The 13,541-nt window shown below is 41.8% G+C and carries 10 protein-coding genes, 1 other RNA gene and 1 pseudogene; 6 read left to right on the top strand and 6 right to left on the bottom strand.

Translation table 11 applies throughout. The features are described 5' to 3' along the window. The first annotated feature begins 375 nt into the window (after positions 1 to 375). The 3 genes and pseudogenes from EEL30_14320 (at position 376) to EEL30_14310 (ending at position 3,729) form a co-directional block, all read left to right on the top strand. Positions 376 to 2,087, top strand: a pseudogene (locus EEL30_14320) (arginine--tRNA ligase). An 89-nt stretch (positions 2,088 to 2,176) separates the two neighbouring features. Continuing rightward, complete coding sequence (locus tag EEL30_14315) at positions 2,177 to 2,854, top strand: transposase (protein ID QDX93368.1); 678 nt, start codon at positions 2,177 to 2,179, stop codon at positions 2,852 to 2,854. Continuing rightward, positions 2,842 to 3,729 carry an IS3 family transposase gene (locus EEL30_14310; GenBank protein ID QDX93367.1) on the top strand — a complete coding sequence of 296 codons (888 nt, stop codon included), beginning with the start codon at positions 2,842 to 2,844 and terminating at the stop codon, positions 3,727 to 3,729. The genes EEL30_14315 and EEL30_14310 overlap by 13 nt, the downstream gene beginning before the upstream one ends. Positions 3,730 to 3,901: 172 nt before the next feature. Here EEL30_14310 and EEL30_14305 read toward each other — a convergent pair whose 3' ends face one another. Genes EEL30_14305 through EEL30_14295 form a run of 3 tightly spaced genes read right to left on the bottom strand, consistent with a single transcriptional unit; the run spans position 3,902 to position 7,464 of the window. Beyond that, positions 3,902 to 4,312 carry a hypothetical protein gene (locus tag EEL30_14305; GenBank protein QDX93366.1) on the bottom strand — a complete coding sequence of 137 codons (411 nt, stop codon included), beginning with the start codon at positions 4,310 to 4,312 and terminating at the stop codon, positions 3,902 to 3,904. Positions 4,313 to 4,371: 59 nt separating this feature from the next. After that, complete coding sequence (locus EEL30_14300; protein ID QDX93365.1) at positions 4,372 to 5,217, bottom strand: deoxyribonuclease IV; 846 nt, start codon at positions 5,215 to 5,217, stop codon at positions 4,372 to 4,374. A gap of 51 nt (positions 5,218 to 5,268) precedes the next feature. Further along, positions 5,269 to 7,464 (bottom strand): PAS domain-containing sensor histidine kinase, encoded by a 2,196-nt coding sequence (locus EEL30_14295; protein QDX93364.1) that lies wholly within the window; start codon positions 7,462 to 7,464, stop codon positions 5,269 to 5,271. 216 nt (positions 7,465 to 7,680) lie between these two features. Between EEL30_14295 and asnB the strand changes: the two genes are divergently transcribed. Beyond that, positions 7,681 to 9,525 (top strand): asparagine synthase (glutamine-hydrolyzing), encoded by a 1,845-nt coding sequence (gene asnB / locus EEL30_14290; protein ID QDX93363.1) that lies wholly within the window; start codon positions 7,681 to 7,683, stop codon positions 9,523 to 9,525. Between the two features lie 115 nt (positions 9,526 to 9,640). Here asnB and rnpB read toward each other — a convergent pair. Continuing rightward, an RNA gene (gene rnpB, locus EEL30_14285) (RNase P RNA component class B) lies at positions 9,641 to 10,030 on the bottom strand. A 129-nt stretch (positions 10,031 to 10,159) separates the two neighbouring features. Between rnpB and EEL30_14280 the strand changes: the two genes are divergently transcribed. Together EEL30_14280 and EEL30_14275 are read left to right on the top strand one after the other, a co-directional pair. Further along, positions 10,160 to 10,786: an N-acetyltransferase gene (locus EEL30_14280; GenBank protein ID QDX93362.1), complete on the top strand. Its 627-nt coding sequence runs from the start codon at positions 10,160 to 10,162 to the stop codon at positions 10,784 to 10,786. Between the two features lie 143 nt (positions 10,787 to 10,929). Continuing rightward, positions 10,930 to 11,460 (top strand): gamma carbonic anhydrase family protein, encoded by a 531-nt coding sequence (locus EEL30_14275; protein QDX93361.1) that lies wholly within the window; start codon positions 10,930 to 10,932, stop codon positions 11,458 to 11,460. A gap of 53 nt (positions 11,461 to 11,513) precedes the next feature. Here EEL30_14275 and EEL30_14270 read toward each other — a convergent pair whose 3' ends face one another. Both EEL30_14270 and EEL30_14265 read right to left on the bottom strand, forming a co-directional pair. Beyond that, positions 11,514 to 12,668, bottom strand: coding sequence for an S-layer homology domain-containing protein (locus EEL30_14270; protein ID QDX93360.1), 1,155 nt, complete (start codon positions 12,666 to 12,668; stop codon positions 11,514 to 11,516). Between the two features lie 145 nt (positions 12,669 to 12,813). Then, positions 12,814 to 13,479, bottom strand: a complete 666-nt coding sequence (locus EEL30_14265; GenBank protein QDX93359.1) for a DUF1385 domain-containing protein — start codon at positions 13,477 to 13,479, stop codon at positions 12,814 to 12,816. Between the last annotated feature and the right edge of the window lie 62 nt (positions 13,480 to 13,541).

The following is a 13,541-nucleotide window of genomic DNA, read 5'->3' as shown; positions in this document are numbered from 1 at the left end:
AGACGCGGCTTGAAAACTTGTCTATAGACAACGTATAGAGTTCGCCGGGTTTGCCCGTTATAGCTATCAAGCAGGTTTTTTACCGATTGAGATCGACTTATATATCTCGTCGGAAAAGAACAAAAAGAGTGGCACCGCGGGAGTATGATAACCATAACCTCTCGTCTCTTTACGGATTGATTTGTGATCATTTCTATCCAAAAGAGACGGGAGGTTTTTTGCTGTTGTTTCTTAGTATTATCGTATGCCCCTACTTACCAAATCGCTCTGTGCTTGTATACCTTATGGTTATATTTATGCTTGTATCCCACTTTTCACGGAATTGTAAGCTGATCCCTGAATGTTTGTGTCGATAAAAGAAAGGATGAAATAAACATGAATTACAAACAACTTGTAGCCGAACAAATCTCTACTATCCTAACTGACATGGGCGTAGAGGATTTTTCCTGCGAACGTGTCCTAGGCATGCTCGAAACTCCTCCTAACCCACAAATGGGTGATTTAGCTTTCCCTTGCTTCCAATTAGCTAAAGCATTGCGCAAAGCCCCCCAATGATCGCAACGGAATTAGCTTCTAAGATTTCCTTGCCTTTCTTACAAGAGGTACAAGTAGCAAATGCGTATATAAACCTGTATTATAACCAAACCAGCGTCATTACTACTTGCATCGAAACGATCCTAGAGCAAGGTCCTTCTTATGGTAATACAGTAGTAGGTGCTGGCAAAAAAGTACCGATCGACTTATCTTCCCCAAACATTGCTAAACCGTTCTCCATGGGACATTTGCGCTCCACCGTTATCGGAAATGCACTTGCAAACATCATGGAAAAGCATGGTTATCAGCCAGTTCGCATCAATCACTTGGGAGACTGGGGTACCCAATTTGGTAAACTAATCGTTGCCTATAAAAAATGGGGCGACGAAGAAAAAGTGAAAGCAGAGCCTATCAAGGAATTGTTGAAGCTGTATGTTCACTTCCATGAAGAAGTAGAAAATGATCCAACACTTGAGGATCAAGGCCGCGAATGGTTCAAAAAATTAGAAGATGGCGATAAGGAAGCCGAACAACTATGGCAATGGTTTCGCGATGAATCCTTGAAAGAGTTTAAGAAAATCTACGAATTGATGGGCGTTTCCTTTGACTCCTTTAACGGAGAAGCCTTCTACAACAATCAAATGGATCGCGTCGTGAAATTATTGGAAGAAAAAGGATTGTTAACGGAATCAGATGGCGCAATGGTTGTATCCTTAGACGAGTATGACATGCCTCCTTGCTTAATTAAAAAACGGGATGGAGCAACCTTATACGCGACGCGTGACCTAGCTGCTGCTTTTTATCGTCACGAGCAATATGATTTTGGGAAAGCTTTATATGTAGTTGGCGGAGAACAACGCCTGCATTTCCAACAATTATTTAAAGTCTTGTTAAAAATGGGTTATGACTGGGCTAACAACATGCACCATATTCCATTTGGCATGATGTTAAAAGATGGTAAAAAGATGTCCACTCGCAAGGGTAAAGTGGTTCTGTTAGAAGAAGTATTCTCCCAAGCAATCACTGACGTACTCAAAGTTATCGAAGAGAAAAATCCATCTCTTGCTAATAAAGAGCAAGTTGCTCGCCAAGTTGGTGTAGGTGCGGTTATATTCCACGATTTGAAAAATTACCGTTTGAATGATGTAAACTTTTCATGGGAAGAAATGCTTACCTTTGAAGGGGAAACGGGGCCTTACGTTCAATATACACATGCCCGTGCTTGCTCTCTATTGAAAAAGGGTGGCTACCAACTAGGAGCAGTAACAGTAGTAGACCAAGCACTAGAAGGTCCAGAAACATGGGCTGTCATTACTACATTAATGCAGTTCCCTGTTATTCTAGAAAAAGCACGTGATCAATTTGACCCTTCTCAGATTGGGAAATATGTGATTGACCTAGCTCAAACCTTCAATAAATTCTACGCTCATGTTCGTATTGTTGCAGAAGATGAACAAGTGAAACAAGCTCGCTTGCAATTGGTTGCAGCAGTAATTGTTGTACTACAAGAAGGACTTCGCCTATTGGGATTGGAAGCTCCTGAAGAAATGTAAGAGAACAAAAGGGCACCTAAAACTGATATGCTCCCCTAAAGGTAGACAGGTGAAATAATAAAACCTGTTACTGTGAGGGGAGCTTTTTCATGCCTAAAGTACAATATGGTGCGCCAGAGAAATTCGCCATCCTACAAGAAGTTGAAAGTGGCCAGTTGGGTCTTATGGCTACAGTTAAAAAATACGGGATTAACAAATCAACCTTAGCGAAATGGCGAGGTCGTTATGAAGTGTATGGATACGAAGGGTTAGAGGTTCGAACCCACAATAGAAGTTATTCTGCGGAACTAAAGCTTCAAGCGGTGAGGGATTATCTCTATGGGGGATTGTCACAATATCAGACCATCGATAAGTACAAGATAGCCAGCCGAACACAACTCTCCAACTGGGTAAAGAAGTATAATGGTCATAGCAGCTTAAAAACCTATACAGGGGGAGTGAAAGCTATGACGAAAGGTCGATCTACAACTTGGCAGGAGAGGATTGATATTGTTCTTTATTGTCTTACCCATCATCATGACTATCAAAAGACAGCGGAGCAGTACCAGGTCTCCTACCAACAAGTGTACCAATGGGTAAAGAAGTATGAAAATGACGGTCAGGATGCTTTACAGGATGGGCGGGGAAGAAAAAAAGCGCTTGAGGAGTTAACCGAAGCGGATCGCCAAAAGTTCGCAATGAAAAAGCTGGAGTATGAAAATGAGCGGCTTCGAGCAGAGAATGCTTTCTTAAAAAAGTTACAGGAAATCGAAAGGTGGCGACGTTAAGCCAATATCGGCAGGAGAATGTCTACCTTGCCATTCAAGCTGTTTGGCAAGAAGAACAATGTAGCGTGCAGGTATTGTGTGAAATCGCAAAGATTTCACGGTCAAGCTATTACAAATGGCTCAATCGCAAAACCAGTTCTCGTGAACTGGAAAATCAACAACTCACTGATGCCATGCTCTCGTTATACGAGAAGGTTGATGGCATCTACGGGTACCGTCGGTTAACCCTCCATTTGCGCCGCCAGACCCAGCGACGGATCAATCATAAGCGAATACAACGCCTTATGAAGAAAAGAGGAATCCAATCGGTGATCCGCAGAAAGAGAAAAAAATATGCGCGTTCAGCTCCACAGCAAGTTGCTGAGAATCTGTTAAATCGTAAGTTTTATGCGAAAACACCGAATGAGAAGTGGGTAACCGATATAACGGAATTCAAGTACGGAAGTGGCCAGAAGGCCTATTTAAGTGCTATCTTAGACCTTCATGATAACTCGATTGTCTCCTATGTTTTAGGCCATTCCAATAACAATAGCCTTGTGTTTAAAACAGTGAATTTGGCCTTGCAAGCGGTACCAGGAAGTAAGCCTATGCTTCATAGTGATCGAGGTTTTCAATATACCTCTTTCAGGTTCAAAAAGTTATTTGCCGACAAACTAACCCACAGCATGTCCCGAGTTGGCAGGTGTATTGATAACGGTCCAATAGAAGCGTTCTGGGGAACCCTTAAATGTGAGAAGTATTATTTGCATTCATATAGTACCTTCGAGGAACTTAAGAAAGACATTGATGACTACATGTACTTTTACAATAACGACCGATTACAGGTAAAACTAAACAGCCTTAGTCCAATGGAATACAGAACTAAGGCTGCTTAACTGTTTTTTATTTTTTGTACTGTCTACTTGACAGGGTGCAGTTCAAACACTAGGTGTCCTTTTTTCTATTGATGTAAGCAAAAATCCATCTTTCATATACGAAAAAAAGGAAGGTTTCCCCTCCTCTTTTCGTTTTGCTTTGACAATAAAGCAAATCTATAGTGATTTTCTCTTATGCTTCTTCGTTTATTTTCTGTTCAACTGGTTTAGAGAACCATGCTTTCGCTAATTGTTCTACCAATTTTTTCGGGACAGATACTGGCTCTACTTTCACAGTACCAATAGGATCAACACCGCGATACAACAATGCCTTATCATCATTGGGGTCTGACATCGTTTCCAAAATCAACTCGCCTGTTTTTCCCGCAACTTTCCACTCCATAATCATCAGCTCATATTCATCAGGAGCTAATTCAATATATTCTTCGTCGGTGAGATCCACAATAGCATAGCCATCTGCTTCAATTTCAGCTTCTAGGACTTTGCCGTTTGCATCTTCATAAAGCTTCAATTCATTGCTTTCCGCTAAGTTTTCCTTGATTTTATCAAAGTTGTGGATGGTTACTTTAATTGTACGTGTCATAAGATCTCCTCTGTCTAATAAAATTGCCCGCTCTCAAGTACGGTCTCCCTAATCATATCCTACTGTGGCCTTCCAAACAATTGTTTGACAAAAGCGATTTCCGACGCATGACCACCAGGACGTTCTCCGGGCGTTTCTAAGAATAGGGGAACTTCACGAATCACGGTGCTTCTAATCAGCTCGCCTAACCTTTCTGCCCCAATCTCTCCCCAACCAATATCTGCATGACGATCACGATATGAGCCTGTTGGATAGCGAGAATCATTGAGATGAACTGCCTTCAAATGAGTAAAATAACCTAATTTCTCTCCTTTTTTCTGCACATCCCCCCAATTCTCTCCTGTCCATAAACCACTCGCAAAAGCATGGCATGTATCCAAACAAAACCCGACAAGTTCTGGTTTGTTAAGTAGTGAACGCACTTGCACAAGCTCCTCTAGTGTCAAACCCATTTTATTTCCTTGCCCAGCATTATTTTCAAGTAAAATGAGCGCTTTGCCCGTCCAATCTTCTAAAATTTCGTTTAGTGAACGGATCATCAATTGATAGCCATATAACGGATCTTGGTGATTTCCTTTGTATTGACCAAAATGAACGACGACTCCAATGGAGCCACAAGCATCTGCAATCTCCAAATCATTACGTACAGAAGCCACCATAGCTGCATGCTCCTCCTTCCCTTCTGTACACAGATTAGTCGGATATGGCGTATGGGCAATGGATATGATTCCATTCTCTTCACAAAAATGACGACATTCCAACGCATCCTGTCTGGAAAAGGATTTGACTGTTAAACTGCGTGGATTTTTAGGGAAATACTGGTAACAAGTACCACCCAAGCGTTTAGTAATGCGTGAGGCTGCTGCATACCCTTGGCGTACACTCACATGACAACCGATGTGCAAGTTGTTTGCCTCCTTTGACTATTCTCGTTGCTACGCTACTTTCTTTATCTATTATTGTTTCAGAATGGAGAGTGGTACATTCACATGCACAGTTGTTCCTTGATTTATCACACTATCAATGAGTAAGAAACCTTGATGATCTCGAATAATTTTTTTGCTGACCATAAGGCCGAGTCCAGTACCTTTATCTTTTGTGGTGTAAAAAGGCTCCCCTAGTTTGCTAACACGATCTTTCGGTATGCCGCATCCTTCATCACGAAAACAAATGTCAACCATCTGTCCCTCTTGTTTCACGGTTATTTGTATTATTCCACCATTTGGCATCGCTTCCATTGCATTTTTCATGATATTAATAAAAACTTGTTTGATCTGATTCTCCTCACAGGTAATCAATATCTGCTGATCTTCAAAATCGAACTGAAAAACCACATTATGCATCAATGCTTGGCTCTCTAATAGCGTCATAACATTGCGAATGAGGTCCACTACATTTTTTTGCTTTACATGTTGAACTTGCGGCTTCGATAGCACCAATAGCTCACTGACAATAAAATTGATTCGATCCAATTCAGATAACATAACCTCAAAATAAAAGTGATGTTCATCTGTCTGTGCCTGTAATAATTGGATAAAACCTCGCAATGCTGTTAACGGATTACGAATTTCGTGAGCAACACCTGCGGCCATCTCACCAATAAGAGAGAGCTTGTCCGAGTTACGTAATAGGGCCTCCGCTTGTTTGCGATCTGTAATATTGCGAGCTACAAATACAAAATGCTCTAAATTTTGTTTACCATTAAAAACCGGCGTTCCGTTTGCCTCCAAATACATCCACTCACCAGAAGCACATCGATAGCGAAGCTCCACTTGCATAACTGTACCCTCTGCAACCAATTGCTTGCGTCCCTGCCTCAAAAACTCTTTATCCTCCGTATGTATCCACTGACGATAATCCATTCCCAATAAACTCTCAGGTGTATAGCCCAGAATAGTTTGGAACGATGGAGACACATAGATATAGCGCCCACTCCGATCCAAAATTGCGATAAGATCCGTCATATTTTCAGAAATCAGTCTGTATTTCGCCTCGCTATCTCCTAATGCCTGCGCAATCCTTCTTTGTTCTGTCACATCCTTCGTAATCAAAGCTACTGCCAAAATCCTTCCTTCATGATTTCGAATCGGAATATAAGAAGAAAGCGTGTAAACAAGATTACCATTTCTGTGAGTGAATTGATTCTCCTCGTCTAAAACCATCTTTCCGTCCATGGCCTTTTGTGTGTTACCTATAATTCCTTTCAGAATTACTGGCTTTAGCAGATTTTCTTGATGCATAATTAATTCTTCATAACTGTAGCCATACATTTTTTCGCAAGCGGGGTTTACCATTAGAATATTCCAATCTAAATCAATAAGCACAATACAATCAGAGGCACTTTTCACGAAAGATTCCAATAGTTCTTTAGCATCTCGTAGTTCAGTTTCAACCTGAACACGCTCCGTGATATTGCGCATCACTGCTACTACACCAACTATGCGATCAGCTTTATTACAAACTGGTTTATAAGTCATGCAAATCTCCAGAAGATCACCATTCTTATGGCGTCGTTTGGTGCGAAATAGAACGGGCTTTCCTGTTTTCATGACATGATCGAAATGTTGTTGTTGCTCTAGTAACGTAGCTTCATCGGGAAGTAGAATTCTGGGGTTGTCATAAAGTTCCTGAGGAGAATATCCAGTTATGATCGGAAATGAATTGCTTATGCGCAGCACCTCAAACTCAGGAGAAAGTAGGAAAATTGCGTCGTACGAATACTGAATGAAGGATTTAAAGCTCTGTTCGTTTTCTTCAAGTTTCTTCTGTCTTTGCTTCTGTTCCGTCACATCTCGAACAAGTACTCCTACTGCCGCCTCACCTTTGTACCACTTGATCGGGAAAAACGTAAAAGATACGTCCATCCTCCAACCTTTCTTATGAGGAATTTGAATGATATAAGGCTCATGACTGGTAATCAATGTTTGCAAGACACCTGGTTCTATTTGCAATAACCCTTGCTGTAATCGGAGCAGCTGGACATCAACGTCTGCTCTGTATTCTTCATCTAACGTATTACCTGCTAGTTCGTACCAGGACTCATTGGCATACAAAACGTTCCCTTCTAAGGAAAGGACTAGGACTCCATCTGGACAATTTTGAACAAAAGAGACAAATCCGTCTGTTTCTAACCACGAGATGACCTCTCGCACAAATCACACCCCCAAAATAAGGATAAAATGTATGTATATTTCATATTGGCATCAAAGATCAGACATTGTAAAGGAAAAAGAACTTTTTAACGTTTGTTTTGAAAAAGGGACAGGGTACCATGTTGGCCTGTTTTGCATACGATGAGCCTAGATGACCGGCTTATGTTTACTAACGTTTGAACGTAAAAAAGTACAGAATAGACAGGGTGAGTAATGATGTGTGGAATTACAGGCTGGGCCAGTTTTGTGCGGAATGTAAAGGAAGAGAAAGAGATCGTAGAAGCGATGACCAAGACACTTCAATACAGGGGTCCAGATAGCTCCGGGTATTTCTTCCATGATCGGGTTGCGCTTGGGCATCGCCGCCTCGTAGTTGTAGATCCTGAGGGCGGGACTCAACCTATGACCAAAAGCTATGGAGACGTGAGCTACACGATGGTGTATAACGGTGAATTGTACAATACGGAAGATTTACGCAAAGAATTACTAGAGCGTGGTCATCGGTTCGCCTCCCACTCGGATACTGAAGTATTACTCACGGCTTACGTAGAATGGGGAGAAAAATGTCTTGAACGGCTAAACGGCATTTTTGCATTCGCCATTTGGAACGAAAAAGAGCAACTATTATTTGTAGCTCGTGATCGAATGGGTGTAAAACCGTTCTTTTACCAGGAAAAAGACGGGCAGTTCCTGTTTGGTTCAGAAATGAAAGCGATCCTCGCCCATCCTGAGGTTGAGCCTATTGTTGATCGGGAAGGTCTAGCTGAAGTACTGCTGATTGCGCCTGCTCGCACACCCGGACATGGTGTATTCCAGTGGATGCATGAATTACGTCCCGGTTATTATGGCACATACTCTCAGCGTGGTTTTACTACAGAAGCATACTGGCATTTGACAAGTCGTGAACATCACGACAATTTTGAGACAACCGTTGAAACGATACGTGAACTAGTTGTGAATGCAATCGAACGACAACTCGTTGCTGACGTTCCCGTCTCTATGTTGTTGTCAGGGGGTCTTGATTCCAGTGCCATCACCGCTATTGCGGCGCGATACTATCAACAACAAGGAAGAGGAGTTGTCCATACCTACTCCATTGATTACAAAGATAATGCACACTTTTTCACCGCTCATGCCTATCAGCCCGATTCAGACGCTCAATGGATCAAACGAGTGAGTGATTATATCGGAACGGAGCACCACTATATAGAATTTGACACCCCCGAGTTGGTGCAAGCGCTCAAAACTGCTGTTTATGCCCGCGATTTGCCCGGTATGGCTGATATTGATGCATCATTGTACCTCTTTTGTGCTGAAATGAAAAAAGAGACAACTGTCGTACTTTCTGGTGAATGTGCGGACGAAATATTTGGAGGCTATCCGTGGTTTCATCAGGAAGAGGCCCTATTTGCAGATACTTTTCCTTGGGCAAGACAGAATGATCAACGCTTCAAATGGCTATCGGCTGAAATGCAGGCTTGGTTACAACCAGATTCATATGTAAAAGGGCGTTATCGTGAATCGCTAGCTGAGGTTCCTCGCTTGGTAGGGGAAGACAGACTAGAAGAGAAGCGACGAGAGATGTTTTATTTAAACCATACATGGTTTATGAACACTTTGTTAGATCGAAAAGATCGGATGAGTATGATGGCTAGTCTAGAAGCACGAGTTCCATTTTGCGATCACCGACTTGTTGAATACGTGTGGAATGTGCCTTGGGAGATGAAAATGCACGATCGTAGGGAAAAAGGGATTTTACGTAATGCACTAGAAGGTATCTTGCCCGATGATGTGTTATATCGTAAAAAAAGCCCTTATCCTAAAACACATAATCCCGCATATGCCCAAGCAACTAGGCAATGGCTTATGGATGTACTAGATGATAGCGGTTCTCCCCTTCATGCCCTATTAGATGTCGCCTATCTGCGTAGCATGCTTCAAAAAGATGTTTCAGCGATCGATATTCCTTTTTTTGGTCAGCTAATGAGCACCCCTCAAATGTACGCCTTTTTGGCACAGCTAGACTTTTGGATGAAAGAATATAAAGTACGAGTGATGTAAAGAAGGAAAAAAACCGACGCTTCCCTGCGCCGGTTTTTTCTACTTTCTAATATCTGTTTGTTGCCTTAAAGTTTGCATTCAATTTACACTAAAAAGATAATAAATAAGCAAGGAATGCTATAAGCCAGGTTCTGTATCTCTCGTGCTGCAAACGGACCTTCCCCTCGCACGAAGAGTTGTAGTCATCTATCTATGGCAAAATTGCTTTTGCCATCCGTCCTTTTCGTTCAATTCCGTCCAGACGGGTCCCCTACCTAATTTGGGTTTCTCGCTCGCAGGGTTTACCGCGTTCCATCTTCTCTGTCGCCAGAGAAGCTACGTTTCTGTGGCACTTTCAGCTTACTTGGGTCTCAGGGAGAACCCTTTCTGCGCCGTCAATGAGGCAAACCTCACTGCCCTAGTTTGCACTAGGTACGAACACTCCGGGCATCTCAGCCCGGGCGAGCCTGGACTTTCCTCTATCGTCTCCCAGACAAGCTGGTGACAACAGCGACTACCCACAATCCTTGCCTTTACTAAAGATTAATCTATCATATATAATGGTACAATTCAACCTTGACATTTTGGGAAAATCACCAAAAAATGTAAAGTATCGCTTTTTTCTAGCCCATTTTGCTTATTAGGAGGTTTGGATATGAATGTATTTAACCTGCGGATAAAAGGCTTACGTATCTATTTGCAATTACTAACACCAGCTCATACAGAACCTTTTCTTGCTTATTTGATTACTAATAAAGAATTTCATGCCCCTTATGTTCCCTTGCGTGACGAAAGTTTTTTTACAAGGGAAAATGCTAGAAATCAGACCACTCAATGGGAGCAGGTTGAACAGGATCAGAAATATTCTTTTGGCATCTTTGAGCAGGAGAGTGAACGTCTCGTTGGCAAAATAACGCTATCGCAAGTATCTCGTGGTCCCTTTCAAAATGCTTTTATTGGTTATGATATGGATCAATCTTGTCAAAGGCAAGGTTATATGACCGAAGCCCTCCATCTCGTTATTTCGTTTTCCTTCCAAAGACTACTTCTACATCGTGTACAAGCGAATATCATGCCACATAATAGAGCGTCTCAGCGCGTTCTTGAGAAGGTTGGATTCGTAAAAGAAGGCCTTGGTGCCCATTATCTCAAGATCAATGGTAACTGGGAAGACCATCTGTTTTATGCTCTGACAAAAGAAAAGTTTGACGAGCTGTATAAAGATGCCCCTTATCCTGTTAGCTACGAAGAAAGAGAAGAGAAGACCTCTCAAAAAGAATAAGAACAAAGCTTTTCTACCAGAGAGTCGTCTGAGTAAAGCTGTTTGTATGTTTGTATGTTAGAATTGTACAAAGAGTGTTTCTACTCTACATACTACTTTCTTTCACATGAGACACTCATCATTGAACAGGAGGCTTATTTTCCATGCTACTACTTCCTTTTGAAGGCAAAGAGCCACAGATTCATCCCAGCGTTTTTATCGCCAAAGGTGCTGTCGTCACAGGTGATGTTACCATCGGCGAAGAGACATCGATCTGGTACAATTCGGTCATTCGGGGCGATGTCTCCCCTACTGTCATTGGTAAGCGGGTCAGTGTTCAAGATAATAGTACCCTTCACCAAAGTCCACTTTGTGCACTGATTATTGAAGACGATGTCACAATTGGCCATAATGCCGTGTTACATAGTTGTACCGTACGTCAAGGAGCCCTGATTGGTATGGGTTCCATCGTGCTAGATGGAGCAGAAATCGGCGAAGACGCCATGGTTGCCGCTGGTGCCTTGGTTCCACCTGGTATGAAGGTACCACCTCGTACACTAGTCGTAGGCTCTCCAGCTAAGGTAAAACGCGAATTAAACGAAGATGATTTTAAAGATTTACGCCGCGTTCGTAAATCGTATGTGGATAAAGGTAAAATGTATCGCAAGCTGGAAGAAAACCCTCTTTCCCGTTAAAGCCAAAATAAAAACGATCGCACCCTCACTTCCAGGAGGTCACGATCGTTTTCTTATTTTTGAGTATGGGTAATTTTGGTAATCATCCAGCCATAAGGGTTACTATTCTCTTCACTTTTAACCATCTCATATTCGACTTCATACTTACCTGTTATGTTTGAAAGATAAGCTCCTATTGCCTTCATTGTTTTATCTTTACTGTCTATCATTTGATAGCTACCAATGAAATCATGCAAGGGTAAAGGTCGTAGCTTGGCTAACGTATGTAATGCATCTTTACTGAAGTAAGTAGCCATCAATTGCTCATTTTTACTTTGATACGCATAGGTGGCAGCTGTTATCAACAGATTGCTAATGCGTGTCTGCTCTTGAATAGAGCCACTCCATTGACCTTGTTTTTGTTCCTCATTAGTGATCAGTAGGCGCTGTAAAATGACAGCAAATTGTCCCCGCGTCATGGTATCTGTTGGTTGAAAAGAGCCTGAATGATCCTCCAGTAATCGGTAGCCTTTAATTCCCGTAGCATACAAAGACTTCGTATCCTGATAAGCATTGGGTAACGTCGCCTGATAGTAGCCATTTAAACCTTCCTGAAGTCTCGCGGGCTCAATATGTAAATCATGTCGAATCGTTGGAAGAATCGTGTGAAATAACAGCATACTAGCTTCTTCACGATTTAATGGGGCTTGCAAATGTTCTGTGGAAAGCCACCAATCACTTTCCAAAACATTGCCAATTCGCATTGGTTTTTTAACAGCACTGAGGTGAAGTAGATACAAAGTATTTTCTCCTGGATTAAAACGAGTATATGCCTTCTGATCAGCATATAGCATAGCGTTCATAGTGCCTACAGCTTGCTTGATTTCTTGAACAAGCGGATATCGTTTGTCCACTTTGGCTGCTTCAACAGGGGAAGCTACTACTCCATAGGAATATTGGGTGACCCGATGTAACAAAGCAATTGCTTCTCCACGGGTGATCGGATCGTTGGGACGAAATGGTATATATTTCCCCTTAACGATACCACGCTCAGCAAGAAATTGAATGTAAGATTTTGCCCAATGTTCATCTATATCTGTGAAGGTACTCATAGGTAAGGTAGTAGTAGCAAGCGAACTAGCCGCTAAAACCTGAACACGCATACAGAGAACCGCGATCAATAAAAGTAATGTTGTTATACCAGCTACGATGTTCTTTTTCGACTTCATACAATTTTCCCACTTTCTTACTTTTATCTCTGTCTCTCATATTTCTTTTACAAATAATGTGTATGAAAGAAATAGTACCAGACAAGAAAATGGGAATCTATCGAACTTTATTCATAAGGAAGATACCAACCAAAGACCTAGATTCCTAATCCCGCTCCTCTTCCTTACTCCGAATATAGATAAACAATGCATAAGACCGAATAGCCGTATCCACATGCATACGCTCCGGTTCCTTTGTTGTAACATAAAATTGCAAAAGTCCAGATACACGATACAACGGCTCAATTAGCTTTGGTGTATATTTGGACAGCAGATTACATATTCCTATTCCGACTAATCCTACCACAACAGCTATCCACAGTGGAAAAAAACAGATCGTTGGCAGAAAGAAGGCAAAGAAAAAAGTCACCATATTCGTAGAACAACCCCGATTTACAATGGAAGCCTGTTGTACGTTTTCCCAATTTTCCGGCTTGACCTCCCCATAGTAGCTGAATACTTTGTGCTCAGCTCCGTGAAACTGCTTTAACCTTTTTGGAAAAACAAAATGAAAGCCTGCTCCATAAACAACAATCCATAAAGGATCGAATTCTCCAAAAATCGGAAAAAGAACATATAAAATCAAGAGCAAATGTAAAGTATGATAGTACCAAGGTAGCGAGCTGACAATACGCCACCACATTTTGAATAGCGTGCCAAACCCCATCTTCTCCGCCCACGTATGGATGACACCGTTCTTTACCTCGGCACATGCCATGACATTTTTGTTGTGATAAAAGACTCCGTTGCCAAATGAAATGCCCGCAATCATGGTGTTGGTATTCTCACCCTCTCCATTTATGGTTATAATGGTGTTTGTTCATATAGCCTCGT

Origin of the sequence: Brevibacillus laterosporus (assembly GCA_007833815.1) — a bacterium.
Classification (GTDB): Bacteria; Bacillota; Bacilli; order Brevibacillales; family Brevibacillaceae; genus Brevibacillus_B; species Brevibacillus_B laterosporus_D.
The sequence above is the reverse complement of the archived record's forward strand: the minus strand, read 5'-3'. Positions and strand labels throughout refer to the sequence as shown.

Bases quoted from the DNA above. Each gene is read 5' to 3' on its own strand.
- EEL30_14315 (QDX93368.1), top strand. From the start codon at position 2,177: ATGCCTAAAGTACAATATGGTGCGCCAGAGAAATTCGCCATCCTACAA.
- EEL30_14265 (QDX93359.1), bottom strand. From the start codon at position 13,479: ATGATTGCGGGCATTTCATTTGGCAACGGAGTCTTTTATCACAACAAA.
- asnB (QDX93363.1), top strand. From the start codon at position 7,681: ATGTGTGGAATTACAGGCTGGGCCAGTTTTGTGCGGAATGTAAAGGAA.
- EEL30_14270 (QDX93360.1), bottom strand. From the start codon at position 12,668: ATGAAGTCGAAAAAGAACATCGTAGCTGGTATAACAACATTACTTTTA.
- EEL30_14280 (QDX93362.1), top strand. From the start codon at position 10,160: ATGAATGTATTTAACCTGCGGATAAAAGGCTTACGTATCTATTTGCAA.
- EEL30_14305 (QDX93366.1), bottom strand. From the start codon at position 4,312: ATGACACGTACAATTAAAGTAACCATCCACAACTTTGATAAAATCAAG.
- EEL30_14275 (QDX93361.1), top strand. From the start codon at position 10,930: ATGCTACTACTTCCTTTTGAAGGCAAAGAGCCACAGATTCATCCCAGC.